Source organism: Pseudomonas sp. LBUM1668, assembly GCF_059695715.1.
Genome location: NZ_CP166787.1, coordinates 4,570,717 through 4,589,923, shown reverse-complemented (window position 1 = coordinate 4,589,923; position 19,207 = coordinate 4,570,717). Strand labels below are relative to the sequence as shown.

Sequence of the window (19,207 nt, the reverse complement as noted above, 5' to 3'; positions counted from 1 at the left end):
ACATGCCCGGGAGCAAATTCCAGGCATAAAAAAACGCCAGCATTCGCTGGCGTTTCTTTTTTCGCGGATCGCTCTGCGAAGGCGTTGCGGCTTAGCCCAGCAGGGTAGCCCAGCCTTCAACCACGTCACCGCCCCACTTGGCTTTCCACTCTTTCAGAGTTTTGTGGTTGCCACCTTTGGTTTCGATGACTTCGCCGTTGTGCGGGTTTTTGTATTGTTTAACTTTGCGGGCACGCTTGGTGCCGGTAGTTTTTACTGCGCCGCCGCGTGGTGCTTTGGTTTTCGATTCCGGATCCAGCAGCGCGATGATGTCACGCAGGGATTTGGAGTATTCGCCCATCAGGGTGCGCAGTTTGCCTTCGAATTCCAGCTCGGTTTGCAGTTTGTCGTCTTGCGACAGGTTCTTCAAACGGGCTTGCAGCTCTTTGATTGCTTCTTCGGTGGCGCGATATTCGTTGATCAAGGACATGATTACTACCTTAGTAGAGTGCTGAATTGCAGGGGACAGTGGCGCAATAATAGTCAGGCTGTTTCATCAAGTAAACATTTAACCGGGTTTTTTATTTAAATGAGTTACAAGAATTAGCAGCGAATTGAATGTTCAGTTAAATAGTGTGATGCAGTCATCACAGATATTCACAGTGCCCTGCACAAAAGGAGTCATTGATTTGTCGTCAAGTTGACGGTGGGCCCGTCAAAAAAAGCCCTGCTGCGGGGCCGGACGCACGCCCGCGTTCATCAATACTGCAGTTTTCCTGCGCAGTCGCTAGAATGGCGGCCTTTGCGAAGTTCTGGAGTTACCCCCTCATGCGCACTTTTCGGCTGGTGATTTCTTGCCCGGACCGCGTTGGCATCGTTGCCAAAGTCAGTAATTTTCTGGCATCCCACAACGGCTGGATCACCGAAGCGAGCCACCACTCGGACAATCAGGTTGGCTGGTTCTTCATGCGTCACGAGATTCGTGCCGATTCGCTGCCGTTCGGTATTGAAGTATTGCGCGAGAAGTTTGCGCCAATCGCCGAAGAGTTCTCGATGGACTGGCGCATCACCGATACCGAGCAGAAAAAACGCGTGGTGTTGATGGCCAGCCGCGAATCCCACTGCCTGGCTGACCTGCTGCACCGCTGGCACAGCGATGAGCTGGACTGCGAAATATCCTGCGTGATTTCCAATCACGACGACCTGCGCAGCATGGTCGAGTGGCACGGCATTCCTTATTACCATGTTCCGGTCAATCCGCAGGACAAGGAACCGGCCTTCGCCGAAGTGTCACGTCTGGTCAAACAGCACGACGCCGAAGTTGTAGTGCTGGCGCGCTACATGCAAATCCTGCCGCCGGCGCTGTGCCGCGAATATGCGCACCAGGTCATCAATATTCACCACAGCTTCCTGCCGTCGTTCGTCGGCGCCAAGCCTTATCACCAGGCGTCCCTGCGTGGCGTGAAGCTGATCGGCGCGACCTGCCATTACGTGACCGAAGAGCTGGACGCCGGCCCGATCATCGAGCAGGACGTTGTGCGCGTCAGCCACAGCGACAGCATCGAAGACATGGTGCGTTTCGGTCGTGACGTCGAGAAGATGGTTCTGGCGCGCGGTCTGCGTTATCACCTCGAAGATCGAGTGCTGGTGCACGGCAACAAGACTGTGGTGTTCTGATCGAACTCACGCATGCTTGAAAAAGGAAGGGCCTGGGCGTTCAATCGTCCAGGCCCTTTTTTGTATAAATCCCTTTGCCGTTTTTTGATCCGAGGAAAAGCCATGAGCGATCCACTGGACAAAGCCACTTCCAAAGCACCCGCTACGTTGGGCGAGGGTTGTTTGAGTCGCTATGACCCGGATGACATGAGCCCGGAGGATGGCACCGAGTTTCCCGGTGCGGCCGAGTTGTGGGAGCAGTTGCAGGATGAGCCCGAAGTTAAGGACGGGAAGAGCTGAAAGATCGTCCGAACGCGGCCCGAGCCCTCGGCAGCTCACATTTGGAATGTGATCCCCCTGTAGGAGCTGCCGCAGGCTGCGATCTTCTAAGCTTGACGCACCTTCATCAGCTTCCTCAGCAACGGTCGCCCCAGCATCATCAGAAACACCGGCCCACCGACCACCAGATAGAAATAAAACGTCACCACCCGCCAGATCAGAATCGCCGCCGCTGCTGTCGATTTGCCGACCATGGGTGCCAGCAGCGCCGCCGAGGTCAACTCCGCAGCGCCCGCGCCACCGGGCAACAGACTGAACTGCCCGGCGCCCAGCGAAAGCATCTGCACCAGAAAACTCCAGGCCCACTGCAAGTCCGCTCCCAAACCGCGCAATGCCAGATACAGCACGCTGTAGCGCAGCAGCCAATGCACACAGGTCAGGACGAAGACTTTGCTCAAGGTTTGCCATGGCAATTTCAGCGTATCGATGAATGCCGCAAGAAAATGCAGCAGCTTGCGTGCCCAGCGGCGACGGGTGTCGGCGCGCACGTTCATGCGGGCCAGCAACCGGCCGCTCAGGCGAATCAGTCGGCGATGGTAGCGCGCAAGCAGCACGCAACTGCACAACCCGCCGAACAACGACACGGCGCTGATAATCAGCAGCCATTCCATACGGTCACTGAGGTGTTGAAACAGCGCGTAAATCAGAATGCCGCTCAGGGCGCAGAGAAAAAACAGCAAATCGCTGAGTTGATCCATGGCAAACACTGCGCTGCCTCGGGCCGGCCGTACGCCGCAGCGGGCCAGCAGCGCCATGATCGTCAGCGGTCCGCCGCTGCCGCCGGGTGTCGCGCAATAGGCGAACTCGGCCGCCATGACCACGCCCAGGCTTTTCAGCGGCGTGACGCGGTCACGTTGATCGCCGAGCAACAAACGCAGGCGCAAGGTGTTGATGCCCCAGCACAGCAGAATCATGCCGAACATGATCAGCAGCCATTGCAGCGGAAAGCTGTGCAGGCGCGCCCAGATTTCACTGCCACCGAGCAGCAGCGGAATCAGCACCGCAGCGAGCAGGCCGACCAACAGCACAATGCCGCGGTTCATGCGGCGTGTTCCAGTTGACCGCTCTGTTGGGCCAGCCAGTTGATTTTGGTCATCGGTACTCGTCCATCCGTCAGTAGCCGTTCGAGGGTATCAAGCCAATATTCGCGGGAGAACCCGTGGCGCATGTCCACCGGGTGCAATCCTAGCCGAATCACCGGCGCTTGGCGCCAGCGCTGTTCACGTTGCTCGCTGAGGATTTTTGAAAGGCCACGACGCCAGGCGCTGCGGGCACTCCAGACCAGGCCCGGCGCGTCGATCGGGGTGAAATCCGGCAGACGATACAGATGCTGCGGATCACTGGTATAGCGCAACGGCAATGCGGCCAGCGCCTGGCGCGTGCCTTCGCTCATCAACCAGGCCGGGGCAACGAAACCGTGCAATGGCCAGTCGTAGCGCTGGAACATTTCAATGCCGGCGCGCAGACGGGCGAGGGCGGCCTCGTGGGACAAACGATAGAACTCGCCTTCATGGGTATAGATGCGGCGCATGAACCAGTCGCGCGGCGTACGCGGTCGAGGCTCCTGGTCATCATGGAAAAAACCGTGAAGGGCCAATTCATCGCCACGGGCGACGCGCTCGCTCAGAAGTCGACGAAAATCCGCGTGTGCATCGAGGTTGCCGTGGCGATGAAAATCCGGCACCACCAGCCAGGTCATCGGCACGTTGCCCAGTGCATCGACTGCCTCGACAAACGGTTGGTAATCCGCCCAGGTCGATGGCGCCACGTCGTGCAACACCAGCAGCACAGCGGGGCGGTTGATGAGATCAGCCATTAGCCACCCGAGGGATCGCGTGGCCGAGGACAGCGTGGTAGTGACTCAGCAGGCTGTCGACCACGGTGTCCCAGGCGTAATGGCGTTCGACATGTTGGCGCGCCTGAGCACCGAGTTTGTTAACGCCGCGACTGAACAATTCGCGCACGGCATTGGCCATCGCCTGCGGATTATTCGGTGCGCAGAGCAGGCCGCAAGACTCGGCGACGATTTCTTCAAACGCCCCGGCCGCCACCGCCACCACCGGAATGCCGCAAGCCATGGCCTCAAGGATCACCAGGCCGAAAGTTTCCTGATCACCGGCGTGCAGCAGCGCATCGGCACTGGCCATCAGTCGCGCAACGGTCGGTGCCGTGCAGAATTCATTGATGACACTGACGTTGTCCGGCACCACAGCGGGCATCGACGAGCCGACCAGCAGCAGGTGATAGCGCGGTCCGAGGCGTTGCATGCATTTGAGCAGCACCGGCAGGTTTTTCTCTTTCGAACCACGCCCGGCAAAGATCAGCAGACGCGTGTCTTCGTCGATCCCCAGTTCGGCGCGCAGGCCTGAATCACGGGCGTCAGGGTTGAAAGTTTGCAGATCGACACCCAGCGGTTGCACGAAGACGTTACGCACGCCGAGGCCGATAAGCTTGTCTGCCATGACCTGGCTCGGCGCGAGAACCCGGTCAAAGTTGCCGTAGAGCTTGGTGACGTAAGCCTCGATATTCGGCGTGACCCATTGGCCCATGCGGTTACTGACCAATAGCGGCAGGTCGGAATGATAAAAGCCGATCACCGGCACATCCAGTTGTCGCCGGGCATCCAGAGCGGCCCACGCCGTGAGGTACGGATCGCCGACTTCGATCAGATCCGGCTGCAAATCCTGAAGGACATTTCGCCACGGGGCCAGGCGTACCGGAAAGCGATAACCCTTGCCGAAGGGCAGGGCGGGAGCGGGAACCGTGTAGACACCATCGTGCTCGCCGAATTTTGCCCCGGGGATCAGCAGGCTATGGCGAATCCCGGATTTGATGCCCAGCCGACGGTGCTTGGCATCCAGATAAGTACGCACGCCGCCGCTGGCCGGGGCGTAGAACATGGTGATGTCGGCAATGTGCACGGTGATGGTCCCTGCGCTGTTGTTCTCCCTTGGTTGACCTTTATCCGCAAGGGATGTTCGGTCGGGATTGCTGGCAGGGGTGTCATTGAGGTTTTGAGGCGTTTGAAAGGACGCCTTCGCGAGCAAGCTCGCTCCCACAGGGGAATGCATTACAACTGTGGGAGCGAGCTTGCTCGCGAAGAGGCCGGCAGGTGCGCCTTAAATACGGAAACTGCCCACCAATTGCGTCAACCGCGAAGCCTGCTGCTCCAGATCCGAACACGCACGCAACGTTGCGTGCAGGTTCTCCACGCCTTCCTGGTTCAGCGTGTTGATCTCGGTGATGTCGACGTTGATCGACTCGACCACCGCGGTCTGCTCCTCGGTCGCGGTCGCCACCGACTGGTTCATCCCGTCGATCTCGCCAATCCGTTGAGTCACGCTGTTAAGACGCTCACCGGCAAGGTTGGCGATCTCGACGCTGTCTTGGCTGTGACGCTGGCTCTCACTCATGGTGCTCACCGATTCCCGCGCGCCGACTTGCAGTTCCTCGATCATGGTCTGCACTTGCTGCGCCGATTCCTGCGTGCGGTGCGCCAGATTACGCACTTCATCCGCCACCACGGCGAAACCACGACCGGCCTCACCGGCACGCGCTGCTTCAATGGCCGCGTTGAGCGCAAGCAGGTTGGTTTGCTGGGAAATACTGGTGATGACTTCGAGAATCTGCCCGATGTTCACTGTTTTGCTGTTCAGCGACTCGATGTTGCTGCTCGACGCACTGAGCATGCTCGACAGTTGATTCATCGCCTTGATGCTGCGATCCACCACTTGCTGGCCGTCTTCGGCGAGGCCGCGGGCGTCGCTGGCCTGATTCGAGGCCTGGGCGGCATTGCGGGCAATTTCCTGTGCGGCGGCGCCGAGCTGATTGATCGCGGCAGCGACACTGCTGGTGCGCGAAGCCTGCTGATCGGAGTTGTACATCGACGAATTCGACGCAGCGACCACGCGCAGGGCGACTTCGTTGACTTGGCCGGTGGCCGACGACACTTCGCGGATCGAGCCGTGAATCCGCTCGACGAAGCGGTTGAACGCCGTACCCAGCACACCAAATTCATCGTTATTGACGATGGTCAGACGCTTGGTCAGGTCACCTTCGCCATCGGCGATGTCTTCCATGGCGCGGGTCATGACGTGCAGCGGCTGGATCAGGATGCGGATCAACATGCCGAGCAGGGCAAGGATGATGCCGACGGCGATGATGGTCGCAATGACTGCCGAGGCGCGGAATTCGCTGAGCATCGCGAAGGCCTGGTCCTTGTCCACCGACAGGCCGATGTACCAGTTCACCGACGGCAGGCCTTTGATCGGCGCGAAGGTGACGATGCGGGTTTTGCCATCGACGGTGACTTCACTGAAGTCGCTGCTGATGCGCGGGGTGTCCTGTGGATAAGCTTCCTTGAGTGATTTCATCACCAGGGCTTTGTCCGGGTGCACCAGAATCTTGCCGTCGGCGCTGACCAGGAACACATAACCCATGCCGTCGAAATCCCGGGCGGCGAGGGTGTCGACCAGTGATTGCAGGCTCAGGTCGCCGCCGACCACGCCGACGCTCTGGCCGGATTTTTTCGAGGCGGTGGCGACGGAGATGATCAACTGACCGGTGGCCGCGTCGATGTACGGTTCGGTCAAGGTCGAGGTGCTGCTGCTCTCGGCACCTTTATACCAAGGGCGAACCCGCGGATCGAAACCGTCGGGCATCTTCACGTCCGGGCGGATGGTGAAGTGGCCGGTGGCATCGCCCAGATAGGTGGCCATAAACGTCGAAGTCAGGGTTTTCTGTTCCAGCAAACTGGCGACGTTGGCGGGTTCGGGGTTGATGGCAATGTTCTGGGCGGCGTTTTCGACCAGCATAATGCGGCCGCTGAGCCAGGTCTGGATGCTGCCGGCAGTGACTTCGCCCATCTCATTGAGATAGTTGTCCAGGTCTTCACGAATCGCGTTGCGCTGTAGCCAGTCGTTGTAAAGCGTAAACGAGGCAAAAGCGGCGATGACGATGAGGGCGGCGGCAAGCAAAATTTTATGGCTGAAGCGCAGATTTTTGTTCATGGCTTGGGGTTCCGCTAAGGTCTTAATGTCCTGGGCGTGCTTTTATAAAGACGCGCAATATGGGCAAAGGTGAATAAAAGCTGATATTTCCGTCTCTCCTTAGGGAAATGTCCTACCGACTTTTCAGTCAGGTCTACGCCTTTATCTATCGGCCATCGCGCATTAAAGATTAACCATTGGGTGACAAAATGCCTGACTCATCGCAACTCGTAATCGGCGCCGATCTCGCCGGGCAACCGATCGCACAGGCCATGCGCCTGGCAAACCGTCACGGCCTTATCGCCGGCGCCACCGGTACCGGTAAAACCGTGACCTTGCAGCGCTTGGCCGAAGCCTTCAGCGACGCCGGCGTCGCTGTATTTGCGGCCGACATCAAGGGCGACCTGTGCGGCCTCGGTGCTGCGGGCAACCCTCAGGGCAAGGTCGCCGAGCGCATCGCCGGGATGCCTTGGCTCAATCATCAGCCCCAGGCTTATCCGGTGACGTTGTGGGATATCCACGGCGAGTCCGGTCATCCATTGCGCACTACGTTGAGCGAAATGGGCCCACTGTTGATCGGCAGTCTGCTGGAGCTCACCGACAGTCAGCAGTCGGCGCTGTATGCCGCATTCAAGGTCGCGGATCGCGAAGGGCTGTTGTTGCTGGATCTGAAGGATCTGAAAGCGCTGCTCAACCACCTCAAGGACAACCCGCAGTTGTTGGGCGAAGATGCGGCGCTGATGACCACCGGTTCCAGTCAGGCGCTGTTGCGCCGTCTGGCAACCCTGGAGCAGCAGGGCGCCGAGGCCCTGTTCGGCGAGCCGGCGCTGCAGCTCGAAGACATCCTGCAACCGGCCGCCGATGGCCGTGGGCGCATTCATCTGCTGGATGCCAGTCGTCTGGTGCACGAGGCACCGAAGGTGTATGCGACGTTCCTGTTGTGGCTGCTCGCCGAATTGTTCGAGCAGTTGCCGGAGCGCGGCGATGCCGACAAACCGCTGCTGGCGCTGTTTTTCGATGAGGCGCATTTGCTGTTCGGCGATACCCCGAAGGCGTTGCAGGAACGGCTGGAGCAAGTGGTGCGGTTGATCCGTTCCAAAGGCGTGGGTGTGTATTTCGTCACTCAATCGCCAGCCGACTTGCCGGACGATGTGCTGGCGCAGTTGGGCCTGCGCGTTCAGCACGGCTTGCGCGCGTTCACCGCCAAAGAGCAGAAATCCCTGCGCGCGGTGGCGGACGGCTTCCGGCCGAATCCGGCATTTGACAGTCTGTCGGTGCTGACCGAGTTGGGGATCGGCGAGGCGCTGGTCGGCACGCTCACGGAAAAAGGCACGCCGGAAATGGTTCAGCGCGTACTGGTGGCGCCACCGCAGTCGCGAATCGGGCCGCTGACGGAAACCGAGCGCACGGTGCTGATTGCCGGGTCACCGTTCAAAGGGCGCTATGACAAACCGATTGATCGCGAGTCGGCTTATGAAATCCTGATGGGGCGTAAAGGGTTGGCGCCGGATGCAGAGGCACCCGCGGGCAAACCAGCGGCCGAGGAACCGAGCCTGGCTGATCGTGCCGGGGAGTTTCTCGGCACGGCGGCGGGCCAGGCGTTGAAATCGGCAATGCGCCAGGCAGCCAACAACCTGGGTAAACAACTGGTGCGTGGCTTGATGGGCTCCCTGCTCGGCGGCAGCAAACGCCGCTAAAAGCAAAGATCGCAGCCTGCGGCAGCTCCTACAGGGGATTGCATTCCAACTGTAGGAGCTGCCGCAGGCTGCGATCTTTTGATCTTGCTTTCAGGTTTTGTCTTTGGCGTGCGCCGCCAATCGCTCCAGTGCCGCGCGCAAGCCCGGGTCACTGATGCCGTCCGCCGTGGCCTGAATGGTCGCCGCCGCGTTCGTCGACAGGTCCATCGTGTGCCCGGTCGCCCCGCGCTGAACCGTCGGCGGCTGCACCTTGAACAGAATCCGCGTCAGGCTGGCGAACTCATCGAACATCTGCAATTGCCGTTGCAGGCGTTTTTGCTGATAACGCAGACGCGTGGCCCAGTGGCCATCGGTCACGATCAACAGCAGATTGCCTTCACGCCACGACGCCACATGGCAATGTTCGCGGGCGGCGGGTTGCAGTTGGCTTTCGAGCAGGCGTTGCAGATGACCCAGTCGATGGGCATGGCCGAGGATGGCTTTGAGCGGCTTGGCTTCGCGTAGCAAAACGGCGGGTGCTTTGGCCGTAAGAGGGCGAAATGCCATGATCGAACACCTGAAGTAACAGAAGCGCCATGGTAGCAGAAAGCACCGAAATCACTCGCCCATTGCTTTTGCCCCTGCTTTACCCATTAAATCAACGACTAACTTCTTTCCCTTGTGGGTTGAAGTTGAGCAAAACGCCCTTATTTTAAGTGAGCCCCGTCAAAGCGCAGTGCCAGCATCGTGGAACATCGCCACTTTCCTCACCACCGTTTCCGGGTAGAATGCTCGTTCGCATGCGGCCATGAGGGCTGCTCGGGCGACTCACGGGGCCGCCCTCCATCCCTTTAGTGTGGAAGATCTGCCGATATGTTTGCGCCTTTGTTAAAGAAACTTTTTGGAAGCAAGAACGAGCGTGAAGTCAAACGCATGCTCAAGACGGTACAGAACGTCAATGCCTTCGAAGAGCAAATGGTAGCCCTTTCGGACGATCAATTGCGCGCCAAGACTGAAGAGTTCAAAGCCCGCATCGCCAAAGGGGAAACCCTCGACAAGCTATTGCCAGAAGCCTTTGCGGTTGCCCGCGAAGCCGGCAAGCGTGTCATGGGCATGCGCCACTTCGACGTGCAACTCGTCGGTGGCATGACCTTGCACGAAGGCAAGATCGCCGAAATGCGCACCGGTGAGGGTAAAACCCTCGTGGCGACCCTGGGTGTTTACCTCAACGCACTGTCCGGCAAGGGCGTGCACGTTGTGACGGTGAACGACTACCTGGCACGTCGTGACGCCAACTGGATGCGCCCGCTGTATGAATTCCTCGGCCTGACCGTCGGCGTCGTGACGCCGTTCCAGCCGCCGGAAGAGAAGCGCCAGGCTTACGCTGCGGACATCACCTACGGCACCAACAACGAATTCGGTTTCGACTACCTGCGCGACAACATGGCGTTCAGCATGGAAGAAAAATTCCAGCGCGAACTCAATTTTGCCGTGATCGACGAAGTCGACTCCATCCTTATCGACGAAGCACGTACCCCGCTGATCATTTCGGGTCAGGCCGAGGACAGCTCCAAGCTGTACACCGAGATCAACAAACTGATCCCGCAGCTGGAACTGCACGTTGAAGAAGTCGAAGGCGAAGTCACCAAGGCTGGCCACTACACCGTTGACGAGAAGACCCGTCAGGTCGAACTCAACGAAGCCGGTCACCAGTTCATCGAAGACATGCTCACCCGCGTCGGCCTGCTGGCTGAAGGCGAGAGCCTGTACTCGGCACATAACCTGGGCCTGTTGACCCACGTTTATGCCGGTCTGCGTGCGCACAAGCTGTTCAATCGCAACATTGAATACATCGTGCAGGACGGCCAGGTCGTACTGGTCGACGAACACACCGGTCGTACCATGCCGGGTCGTCGTTTGTCCGAAGGTCTGCACCAGGCCATCGAAGCCAAAGAAGGCTTGAACATTCAGGCCGAGAGCCAGACCTTGGCATCGACCACGTTCCAGAACTACTTCCGTCTGTACACCAAGCTGTCCGGCATGACCGGTACCGCTGACACCGAAGCGTTCGAATTCCACCAGATCTATGGTCTGGAAGTGATGGTCATTCCGCCGAACAAGCCGTTGGCGCGTAAGGACTACAACGACCTGGTGTTCCTGACTGCCGAAGAGAAGTACGCGGCAATCGTTACCGACATCAAGGAAAGCATGGCTGCCGGTCGTCCGGTGCTGGTGGGTACTGCAACCATCGAAACTTCCGAGCACATGTCCGCATTGCTCGTGAAGGAAGGCATCGAACACAAGGTTCTGAACGCCAAGTTCCACGAAAAAGAAGCCGAGATCATCGCGCAGGCCGGTCGTCCGGGCGCACTGACCATCGCTACCAACATGGCCGGTCGTGGTACGGACATCCTGTTGGGCGGCAACTGGGAAGTTGAAGTTGCTTCGCTGGAAGATCCGACGCCTGAGCAGATCGCCCAGATCAAGGCCGACTGGCAGAAGCGCCACCAACAAGTGCTGGAATCCGGCGGCTTGCAGGTGATCGCATCCGAGCGTCACGAATCCCGTCGTATCGACAACCAGCTGCGCGGCCGTGCCGGTCGTCAGGGTGATGCCGGTTCCAGCCGCTTCTACCTGTCGCTGGAAGACAGCCTGATGCGCATTTTCGCCTCTGATCGGGTGAAGAACTTCATGAAAGCCTTGGGCATGCAGCCGGGCGAAGCGATCGAGCACCGCATGGTGACCAACGCGATCGAGAAGGCGCAGCGCAAGGTTGAAGGCCGTAACTTCGACATTCGTAAGCAATTGCTTGAGTTCGATGACGTCAACAACGAACAGCGTAAAGTGATCTATCACATGCGTAACACGTTGCTGGCCGCTGACAACATTGGCGAGACCATCGCTGACTTCCGTCAGGACGTACTCAACGCCACCGTCAGCGCGCACATTCCGCCGCAATCGCTGCCAGAGCAGTGGGACGTCGCCGGTCTGGAAGCTTCGCTGCAGAGCGACTTCGGTGTGGCGCTGCCGATCCAGCAATGGCTCGACGAAGACGATCACCTGTACGAAGAAACCCTGCGCGAGAAGCTCATGACCGAGCTGATGGCCGCGTACAACGAGAAAGAAGATCAGGCCGGTGCCGAGGCACTGCGCTCCTTCGAGAAGCAAATCGTTCTGCGCGTGCTGGATGATCTGTGGAAAGACCACCTGTCGACCATGGATCACCTGCGTCACGGCATCCACCTGCGTGGCTATGCCCAGAAAAACCCGAAGCAGGAATACAAGCGCGAGTCGTTCACGCTGTTCTCCGAGCTGCTCGATTCGATCAAGCGCGACTCGATCCGTGTGCTGTCGCACGTTCAGGTCCGCCGCGAAGATCCGGAAGCCGAAGAGCAACGTCTGCGTCAGGAAGCCGAAGCACTGGCCGCCCGCATGCAGTTCGAACACGCCGAAGCGCCGGGTCTGGAGCAACCGGAATTGCTCGGTGAAGAGGTTGATGTGGCCCTCGCCACCGCCCCGGTTCGCAACGAGCAGAAGCTGGGCCGCAACGAACTGTGCTACTGCGGTTCGGGCAAGAAATTCAAGCATTGCCACGGGCAGATCCAGTAAAACCCGTTCCAATCGCTGAAATACCCGCGCCGCGACCGGCTCCTGCCGTCGCGGCGTTTTGCCATTTAAACCACTGCCTGCAAATGGGCGGTGCAGACATCATTGAGTAAGGAGCGCATTCATGGCTGTTGGTCTTGGTCCTTTGCCAACGTTGCACCCGGTTGCCGGTTTTGAACTCGGTATCGCCTCGGCCGGCATCAAGCGCCCCGGGCGCAAAGATGTCGTGGTGATGCGCTGCGCCGAAGGTTCGACGGTGGCGGGCGTGTTCACGTTGAACGCCTTTTGTGCAGCACCAGTGATTCTGGCGAAGAAGCGCGTACAGAACGATGTGCGCTACTTGCTGACCAACACCGGTAACGCCAACGCCGGTACCGGTGAGCCAGGCCTGGCCGCCGCCGAGCGCACCTGCGCGAAGCTCGCCGAGCTGACCGGCGTCGATGCAAACCAGATTCTGCCGTACTCCACCGGTGTCATCGGCGAGCCACTGCCGGTCGAGAAGATCGAAGGTGCACTGCAAGCGGCACTGGACGATCTGTCGGAAAACAACTGGGAAGCGGCCGCCACCGGGATCATGACCACCGATACGTTGCCCAAGGGCGCCAGCCGCCAGTTCCAGCATGACGGCGTGACCATCACCGTCACCGGCATCAGCAAAGGCGCGGGCATGATCCGCCCGAACATGGCGACCATGCTGGGCTACATCGCTACCGACGCCAAAGTCTCCCGTGAGGTCTTGCAAAACCTGATGCTCGACGGCGCCAACAAGTCGTTCAACCGCATCACCATCGACGGCGACACTTCGACTAACGACTGCTGCATGCTGATCGCCACCGGTAAGGCTGCCCTGCCGGAAATCACCCGCGCGGAAGGCGAGCTGTTCGCCAAACTCAAACAAGCGGTGTTCGAAGTGTGCATGGACGTGGCCCAGGCCATCGTGCGTGACGGCGAAGGCGCAACCAAGTTCGTCACCGTTGAAGTGAACGGCGGCGGCAATCATCAGGAATGCCTCGACGTTGGCTACACCGTGGCGCACTCGCCGCTGATCAAGACCGCGCTGTTCGCCTCCGACCCGAACTGGGGCCGTATTCTGGCGGCTGTCGGTCGTGCCGGCGTGCCGGATCTGGACGTGAGCAAGATCGACGTGTTCCTCGGCGAAGTGTGCATCGCCAGTCGTGGCGCCCGCGCCGCGACCTACACTGAGGCGCAAGGCTCGGCGGTGATGCAGCAGGAAGAGATCACCATCCGCATCGAACTGGGTCGTGGCGATTGCAGCGAAACCATCTGGACCACCGACCTGTCGCACGAATATGTGAAGATCAACGCCGAGTACCGGACCTGATCTAACCTGAGACCGAGTCGCCTGCATCGCCAGCAGGCTGGCTCCCACAGTAGTTTTGTGAACGACACAGATCCCTTGTAGGAGCTAGCCTGCTAGCGATAGCGGAGTTTCAGGCAACATCAACGTTGAATGTGCCGGCCTCTTCGCGAGCAAGCTCGCTCCCACAGGGTTCACTGGTGTACACAATATTTGTGAGTATCCGGGATCACTGTGGGAGCGAGCTTGCTCGCGAAGGCGGTAGCCCAGACACTACGAGTCCCAAAGCTGTCCCCCTGACGAAAAGGCGCCACACCATGTCCTTGCACCTGATCATCGGCGACAAACTGCTTTCCTCTTGGTCCTTGCGCGCCGCGTTGGCGCTTGAGCTGACCGGCGCGCCCTACACCGAAGAGTTGATCAAACTCGGCAAGCCTGACACCCGTGCGCTTTTGCTCAAGCATTCGCCGACCGCCAAGGTACCGCTGCTGAAAACCGCACGCGGCACCGTTGCCGATTCGCTGGCGATTGCCGAATACCTGGCCGAGCAGTTCCCTTCCGAGCAACTCTGGCCAACCGATATCGCCGCCCGCGCCCAGGCCCGATCAGCCTGTGCGCAGATGCACAGCGGCTTCTTCGCCATGCGCAACCACATGCCGTTCAACCTCAGCCACGACGCGCCGCTGAATCCGGTGCCGCCAGAGGTTAAGGTCGATATCGAGCGCATGCTCGCGCTGTGGGCAGAATGCCGTGCCGTCGCCACCGAGTCCGGGCCGTACCTGTTTGGCCGTGTGAGCCTGGCCGATGCGTTTTTTGCGCCGATCGCCGTGCGCCTGCGCACCTATCAGGTGAACTTGCCGGACGCCGACGAAGCCTATGTTGAAACCGTCTACCAATGGCCCGCCTTCAAGGCGTGGCAAAAGGCTGGACTGGAGGAATTGAACCCGTGAAACGCGTACACGTCGCCGCCGCCGTCATTCGTGACAGCAGTGGCAAAATCCTTATCGCCCGCCGTGCCGACACTCAGCATCAGGGTGGTTTGTGGGAGTTTCCCGGCGGCAAGGTCGAGGCCGACGAATCGGTCGAAACCGCGCTGGCCCGAGAGCTGCAAGAAGAGTTGGGCATCGTCGTTGGCGCCGCTCGGCCGTTGATCAAGGTGCGTCACGATTACCCGGACAAGCAGGTGTTGCTGGATGTCTGGGAAGTGTCGAATTTCAGCGGCGAGCCGCACGGTGCCGAAGGCCAGCCATTGGCCTGGGTGACGGCGAAGGAGCTGGCGAACTATGAGTTCCCGGCCGCCAACCAGCCGATCGTCGCAGCGGCACGTTTGCCTGCCGAATACCTGATCACGCCGGAAGATCTGGAAACCCCGGCCTTGCTGCGCGGAATTCAGAAGGCGATTGCCGGCGGGATCAAATTGATCCAGCTACGCGCACCGAATGGCTATGACCCGAAGTACCGCGATCTGGCGGTGGACGCCGCGGGGCTGTGTGCGGGCAAGGCGCAATTGATGATCAAGGGACCATTCGAATGGCTCGGTGATTTTCCGTCTGCGGGGTGGCACATCACTTCCGCGCAGTTGCGTAAATACGCAGCGGCGGGGCGCCCGTTGCCGGCGCAGCGCTGGCTTGCGGCGTCTTGCCATAACGCCGAAGAGCTGGCGCTGGCCGAGCAGATGGGCGTGGACTTCGTGACCTTGTCGCCGGTGCAGCCGACCTTGACCCATCCGGATGCGCAGCCGTTGGGCTGGGAGCAGGCTTCGACGTTGATCGAGGGCTTCAGCAAACCGGTGTTTTTGCTGGGGGGAGTTGGCCCGGCAGAGTGCGAAAAGGCCTGGGGTGTTGGGGCGCAGGGTGTGGCGGGGATTCGGGCGTTCTGGCCTGAGGCTTGATCATGTAGAGCGGCCACCGGCCTCATCGCTGGCAAGCCAGCTCCCACAGGGTTTTGTGTCGTTCACAGATGTTGTGTACACCAATGGAACCTGTGGGAGCTGGCTTGCCAGCGATGGCGTCCTGTCAGACGCTATTTATCTGAAGGCTTCACCGCCGGCTGCCACAAAATCTCCGCAATCCCCTGGCGCCGCGCAATCACCCGTGCCGCGACAAACAACAAATCCGACAACCGATTGATATACGCCAGGCCAACCCCGGCCAAGGGTTCTTCAGCATTCAAATGCTGACAGCGCCGCTCGGCACTCCTTGCCAGACTCCGGCACACATGCGCCTGAGCAATCAGCATCGAACCGCCCGGCAGAATGAAATTCTCCAGCGGCCCCAACTCTTCGTTCCAGACATCAATCGCCGCTTCCAGCCGTTCGATTTCCGCCACGTTCAGTGCCTGATATTCCGGCATCGCCAACTCGCCCCCGAGGTCGAATAGCCGATGCTGACAGGGCGCCAGCACCTCGATCAGCTCATTCAGCCCCGGATACGTCTCACGCTCGGCAATCAAACCGGCCAGTAACACGCCGACCTGACTGTTCAGCGTATCGACCTCGCCAATGGCCTCGATGCGTGGGTGATCCTTGGGCACGCGGCGGCCATCGCCCAGGCCGGTTTCGCCTTTGTCGCCGGTGCGGGTGTAGATTTTCGACAGGCGAAAGCCCATGGGTTACCTCGTCAGTTGATTGGTTTCAGCAGCGATGGGCAGTGGATGGGCCAGCGGCAGGCGCAACGTGAAACACGTACCTTGCCCCGGCGCCGACTGCACCTCCATCTGCCCTTTGTGATTATTGGTGATGATGAAGTACGACACCGACAAGCCAAGACCGGTGCCCTGGCCAATTTCCTTGGTGGTGAAAAACGGTTCGAAGGTGCGCTTGCGCACGTTCTCGCTCATGCCGATGCCGTTGTCCTCTACCTGAATCTCGGCCCACGGCGGATTGAGTCTGGTGCGCAGAATGATCCGCCCTGGCTCGCTGTCCTCCTCGCGCTGATGAATGGCTTGCGCGGCGTTCTTCAACAGGTTGAGCAGCACTTGCTCCAGCTCGTTGGCAGTGCCCGGTACCGGGCCGAGCGCCGGGTCGAACTGGCGGATGATCGCCTGACCCTTGAAGTCAAAACCGATGGCCAGGTCGAAGTCGTTACCGGCGATTTCCACCGCTTGATCAATCAGTGCCGGCAGATCGCACGGCGCCATCTGCCGCGTGCTGCGACGGCTGAAGCTGAGCATGTGGGTGACGATTTTCGCTGCCCGCGCACCAGCCTGTTGAATACCGTCGAGCAGTTTCGGGACTTCCCGGCCTTGCAGGTAGCGGTTGACCGTGTCCAGCTCAATGCCCAGTTGCTCGGCGGTTTCGAGATTTTTTGGCAGGTCTGCGGACAGGCGCCGGCGGATGTTCTGCACGTTGTGCAGGATCGCACCGAGCGGGTTGTTGATTTCATGGGCCATGCCCGCCGCGAGGCCGCCGACCGAGAGCATTTTTTCTGATTGCACCATCATTTCTTCCAGCGACAGACGCTGGGTGATGTCGTCGATACGGATCACCACGCCACGCCCGGTACCGCCCATCAGCGGGTAGAAGGTCAGCGCGTAATGTTTGGGCTCCTCGTCCTTGAACCATGTCACCCGTTCGATTTTCGCCACGGTGTGCTGCTCGACCGTTTGCTTGAGCTGCGGCAAAAACGGTTTCAGCGGTTCGAACGCGAGGAAGATCGGCTGGTTCAGTGCTTCGTCCAGGCGCGTCCCGGAGAGGGCGCTGGCTTCCTGGTTCCATTGGGTGACGTAGAGCTGCTCATCGAGCGCGATCAGCGCCGAAGGCATCGAGTCGATGATGCTGTTGAGGTAATTCTGGAAACCGGTGAGTTTCTTTTCGATCTTGCTGCGCACCTGAACTTCCAGCTCAAGCTTGCGGTTGGTGTGGCGGGTTTCCTCGGCCAGCCCCTGAGCCTGATCGTAAGCGGCTTGCGAGTCATCGCGGGCGCGTTTGAGTTGTTGCTCACGGGCTTCGATACGCGACAGCATGGTGTTGAACGCTTCGGCGAGACTGCCGATTTCGTCGTGGTTGCCCCGCGAGGCACGCAACGCGTAGTTCTCTTCGCGGGTGACCTGGCGCGAAAGCTCTTCCAGTTCATGGATTGGGCGGGTGATCAGCCGTTTGATCTGCCGGGCAATCACCAACCACAACAGCACGCTGAAAATCAGGATGCCGAGGCTAGCCGTGAGCGTGCCGGTGTAGAACGCCATCGGCAGTTCGCTGCTGGCCACCAGCAGCAGATGACCCGGCTCGGTGCCGGGGCGGGGCAGGGTGATCACCTGGTTGGTGCGAAATTCGGTGAGTTGCCAGGCTTCGATGTGCCGGTAACGTTCCGGCAGGTGGAGTTTGTCGCTGTGTTGTAACTGCGCGAGCCGTTCGCCCTTGCCGTCATACAGGGCGGCGGCGCGCAGTGGTGAATAACTGTCGAGTTCCTTGAGCAGGCGTTCGGCGCTTTGCGGTGATTGCAGGGCTTCACTGACCAGGCTCGGGTTGGCGATCAGGCGGCCGATGGTCTGCAAGGCCTGTGGGGCCATGCTTTCCTGGGAGATGTAATAGGCGGCACTGATAAACGTCAGGTTGGCGACCAGCAACACAGTGGTCAACAGCACCAGCAGGGCGGCCAGGAGTTTCTGGCCGACCGGCAGGTTTTCGAGGCGCTGGCGCAATGGCATCGGGTTTTTCGCAGCAAAGGAACAAGTCGCCAGCGTAGCCGCTGCTCAGTCGCTGGGCAATCCGAGGCTGCGCAGATGAGCGATCAGGCGTTGCTGCAATTGACTGAGGTGCGGCAGGTTTAGCTGGTGGCGTGCGGCGACTTTGCAGGCGTGGCCCAATAGATAACTGATCTCGGTGCGGCGCTGGTTGGCGACGTCTTGATACATCGATGAGTAATTGGCCGCGGTGGCCTGGATCACCCGTTCGACTTCCTGTTGCAGATTGTCCGCCGCCGCAGGTTGACCGCAGCGCTGCAGCAGTTCGGCGAGCTCAGCGCAGAGCGTGGCGACTTCGCAATGATGCGCCTGCAAGCCACCGTTGCGGCAGTTGTGGAGCACCGTCAGCGGATTGATCGCGCAGTTGAGCGCCAGTTTGCGCCACAGCCGTGTGAGGATATCGGTGCTCCATTCGTGGGGGATTTTCGCCGCCTCAAGATCATCCAGCCAGATCGGCGCCACTGGATGAGCGGCATCACCGAGCCAGGTAAAACCGTGGCCGGCGAACACCACACGCCAGTCGCCATCGCGGAACGCCCCTTCGGTACTTGAAGCGCTGACGCAGCGTGCATGCGGTACTCGCGCGGCGACAGCGTCCTGACTGCCGAGGCCGTTCTGCAGCAGAATAATTTCCGCATCGGGCGTCAGGCGCGGGGCGAGGCGCGCCACCGCGTTTTCGGCGTCGTAGGCCTTGCAGGCCACCAGCAGGCGCCGGATCGGTTCGGGGCTGTCCGGGGTTTCGCCGGGAACTGCATAGGTGTTGGCTTGTCCGTTTTCTACAAGGGTCAACCCGCCGGCTGCGTTATAGCTGTGCAAACGCGTCACGTCGCGCACGATCAGCCTCACCGGCAGGCCGGCCCGAGCCAGCCGTGTAGCCCAGAGTGTGCCGAGACTGCCGGCGCCGAGAATGTGCCAAGGGGTAGACATCAGTTTTTTGCTCGATTGAATACAGGCATGCTCGG

The 19,207-nt window shown here is 60.0% G+C and carries 16 protein-coding genes and 1 pseudogene; 7 read left to right on the top strand and 10 right to left on the bottom strand.

The features are described 5' to 3' along the window. Nucleotides 1-91: 91 nt before the first annotated feature. The gene (mvaT, locus tag ACA061_RS20740; RefSeq protein ID WP_007933316.1) at nt 92-469 is read right to left on the bottom strand and encodes a histone-like nucleoid-structuring protein MvaT; all 378 of its coding nucleotides are present in this window, start codon (nt 467-469) and stop codon (nt 92-94) included. 338 nt (nt 470-807) lie between these two features. Here mvaT and purU point away from each other — a divergent pair, with 338 nt between their 5' ends. Both purU and ACA061_RS20730 read left to right on the top strand, forming a co-directional pair. Further along, a complete protein-coding gene (gene purU, locus ACA061_RS20735; RefSeq protein ID WP_042560661.1) occupies nt 808-1,656 on the top strand; it encodes a formyltetrahydrofolate deformylase in 849 nt (282 codons plus the stop codon). A gap of 102 nt (nt 1,657-1,758) precedes the next feature. Next, nucleotides 1,759-1,935: a hypothetical protein gene (locus ACA061_RS20730; RefSeq protein ID WP_497299951.1), complete on the top strand. Its 177-nt coding sequence runs from the start codon at nt 1,759-1,761 to the stop codon at nt 1,933-1,935. A gap of 86 nt (nt 1,936-2,021) precedes the next feature. Here the strand turns inward: ACA061_RS20730 and gpgF are convergent, their stop codons facing one another. The 5 genes and pseudogenes from gpgF to ACA061_RS20705 form a co-directional block, all read right to left on the bottom strand. Continuing rightward, nucleotides 2,022-3,017, bottom strand: coding sequence for a glucosaminyl phosphatidylglycerol flippase (gene gpgF / locus ACA061_RS20725; RefSeq protein ID WP_497299950.1), 996 nt, complete (start codon nt 3,015-3,017; stop codon nt 2,022-2,024). Beyond that, the gene (gpgD, locus tag ACA061_RS20720; RefSeq protein WP_497299949.1) at nt 3,014-3,790 is read right to left on the bottom strand and encodes an N-acetylglucosaminyl phosphatidylglycerol deacetylase; all 777 of its coding nucleotides are present in this window, start codon (nt 3,788-3,790) and stop codon (nt 3,014-3,016) included. Before gpgD ends, gpgF begins: the two co-directional genes overlap by 4 nt. Then, nucleotides 3,783-4,895 carry an N-acetylglucosaminyl phosphatidylglycerol synthase gene (gpgS, locus tag ACA061_RS20715; protein ID WP_497299948.1) on the bottom strand — a complete coding sequence of 371 codons (1,113 nt, stop codon included), beginning with the start codon at nt 4,893-4,895 and terminating at the stop codon, nt 3,783-3,785. Before gpgS ends, gpgD begins: the two co-directional genes overlap by 8 nt. A 198-nt stretch (nt 4,896-5,093) precedes the next feature. Next, nucleotides 5,094-5,858 carry a methyl-accepting chemotaxis protein gene (locus ACA061_RS20710; RefSeq protein ID WP_390896373.1) on the bottom strand — a complete coding sequence of 255 codons (765 nt, stop codon included), beginning with the start codon at nt 5,856-5,858 and terminating at the stop codon, nt 5,094-5,096. Nucleotides 5,859-5,951: 93 nt separating this feature from the next. Beyond that, nucleotides 5,952-6,983, bottom strand: a pseudogene (locus ACA061_RS20705) (HAMP domain-containing protein); the annotation flags it as partial. A gap of 188 nt (nt 6,984-7,171) precedes the next feature. On the opposite strand from ACA061_RS20705, the gene ACA061_RS20700 reads away from it, so the two are divergent. Next, complete coding sequence (locus ACA061_RS20700) at nt 7,172-8,659, top strand: helicase HerA-like domain-containing protein (protein WP_210554147.1); 1,488 nt, start codon at nt 7,172-7,174, stop codon at nt 8,657-8,659. 90 nt (nt 8,660-8,749) lie between these two features. On the opposite strand, the gene ACA061_RS20695 is transcribed toward ACA061_RS20700, so the two are convergent. Beyond that, nucleotides 8,750-9,205, bottom strand: a complete 456-nt coding sequence (locus tag ACA061_RS20695; protein WP_042560657.1) for a DUF721 domain-containing protein — start codon at nt 9,203-9,205, stop codon at nt 8,750-8,752. Nucleotides 9,206-9,511: 306 nt separating this feature from the next. On the opposite strand from ACA061_RS20695, the gene secA reads away from it, so the two are divergent. The 4 genes from secA to ACA061_RS20675 all read left to right on the top strand — a co-directional run bounded on the left by secA (nt 9,512) and on the right by ACA061_RS20675 (nt 15,453). Further along, complete coding sequence (secA, locus tag ACA061_RS20690; protein ID WP_150601660.1) at nt 9,512-12,247, top strand: preprotein translocase subunit SecA; 2,736 nt, start codon at nt 9,512-9,514, stop codon at nt 12,245-12,247. Nucleotides 12,248-12,368: 121 nt separating this feature from the next. Then, complete coding sequence (gene argJ / locus ACA061_RS20685; RefSeq protein ID WP_497299947.1) at nt 12,369-13,586, top strand: bifunctional glutamate N-acetyltransferase/amino-acid acetyltransferase ArgJ; 1,218 nt, start codon at nt 12,369-12,371, stop codon at nt 13,584-13,586. Nucleotides 13,587-13,879: 293 nt separating this feature from the next. Next, nucleotides 13,880-14,512, top strand: a complete 633-nt coding sequence (locus ACA061_RS20680) for a glutathione S-transferase family protein (protein WP_150616164.1) — start codon at nt 13,880-13,882, stop codon at nt 14,510-14,512. After that, on the top strand, nt 14,509-15,453 hold the full coding sequence (locus ACA061_RS20675) for a Nudix family hydrolase (protein ID WP_497299946.1): 945 nt from the start codon (nt 14,509-14,511) through the stop codon (nt 15,451-15,453). The genes ACA061_RS20680 and ACA061_RS20675 overlap by 4 nt, the downstream gene beginning before the upstream one ends. A gap of 131 nt (nt 15,454-15,584) precedes the next feature. Here ACA061_RS20675 and ACA061_RS20670 read toward each other — a convergent pair whose 3' ends face one another. From ACA061_RS20670 to ACA061_RS20660, 3 genes are read right to left on the bottom strand one after another with little or no spacing between them, the layout of a single operon-like run. Then, nucleotides 15,585-16,169 (bottom strand): cob(I)yrinic acid a,c-diamide adenosyltransferase, encoded by a 585-nt coding sequence (locus ACA061_RS20670; RefSeq protein ID WP_210554143.1) that lies wholly within the window; start codon nt 16,167-16,169, stop codon nt 15,585-15,587. A gap of 3 nt (nt 16,170-16,172) precedes the next feature. Beyond that, entirely contained in the window at nt 16,173-18,209 is a 2,037-nt protein-coding gene (locus ACA061_RS20665) for an ATP-binding protein (protein ID WP_210554142.1), read from the bottom strand. A gap of 45 nt (nt 18,210-18,254) precedes the next feature. Beyond that, nucleotides 18,255-19,172: a putative 2-dehydropantoate 2-reductase gene (locus ACA061_RS20660; RefSeq protein ID WP_210554141.1), complete on the bottom strand. Its 918-nt coding sequence runs from the start codon at nt 19,170-19,172 to the stop codon at nt 18,255-18,257. Nucleotides 19,173-19,207: the final 35 nt, after the last annotated feature.

What these genes read in the sequence shown, in the direction of transcription:
- purU (WP_042560661.1), top strand. Translation starts at nt 808, where the DNA reads ATGCGCACTTTTCGGCTGGTGATTTCTTGCCCGGACCGCGTTGGCATC.
- ACA061_RS20660 (WP_210554141.1), bottom strand. Translation starts at nt 19,172, where the DNA reads ATGTCTACCCCTTGGCACATTCTCGGCGCCGGCAGTCTCGGCACACTC.
- ACA061_RS20670 (WP_210554143.1), bottom strand. Translation starts at nt 16,169, where the DNA reads ATGGGCTTTCGCCTGTCGAAAATCTACACCCGCACCGGCGACAAAGGC.
- mvaT (WP_007933316.1), bottom strand. Translation starts at nt 469, where the DNA reads ATGTCCTTGATCAACGAATATCGCGCCACCGAAGAAGCAATCAAAGAG.
- ACA061_RS20730 (WP_497299951.1), top strand. Translation starts at nt 1,759, where the DNA reads ATGAGCGATCCACTGGACAAAGCCACTTCCAAAGCACCCGCTACGTTG.
- ACA061_RS20710 (WP_390896373.1), bottom strand. Translation starts at nt 5,858, where the DNA reads ATGTACAACTCCGATCAGCAGGCTTCGCGCACCAGCAGTGTCGCTGCC.
- gpgF (WP_497299950.1), bottom strand. Translation starts at nt 3,017, where the DNA reads ATGAACCGCGGCATTGTGCTGTTGGTCGGCCTGCTCGCTGCGGTGCTG.
- ACA061_RS20700 (WP_210554147.1), top strand. Translation starts at nt 7,172, where the DNA reads ATGCCTGACTCATCGCAACTCGTAATCGGCGCCGATCTCGCCGGGCAA.
- gpgD (WP_497299949.1), bottom strand. Translation starts at nt 3,790, where the DNA reads ATGGCTGATCTCATCAACCGCCCCGCTGTGCTGCTGGTGTTGCACGAC.
- ACA061_RS20680 (WP_150616164.1), top strand. Translation starts at nt 13,880, where the DNA reads ATGTCCTTGCACCTGATCATCGGCGACAAACTGCTTTCCTCTTGGTCC.
- ACA061_RS20665 (WP_210554142.1), bottom strand. Translation starts at nt 18,209, where the DNA reads ATGCCATTGCGCCAGCGCCTCGAAAACCTGCCGGTCGGCCAGAAACTC.
- argJ (WP_497299947.1), top strand. Translation starts at nt 12,369, where the DNA reads ATGGCTGTTGGTCTTGGTCCTTTGCCAACGTTGCACCCGGTTGCCGGT.
- ACA061_RS20695 (WP_042560657.1), bottom strand. Translation starts at nt 9,205, where the DNA reads ATGGCATTTCGCCCTCTTACGGCCAAAGCACCCGCCGTTTTGCTACGC.
- secA (WP_150601660.1), top strand. Translation starts at nt 9,512, where the DNA reads ATGTTTGCGCCTTTGTTAAAGAAACTTTTTGGAAGCAAGAACGAGCGT.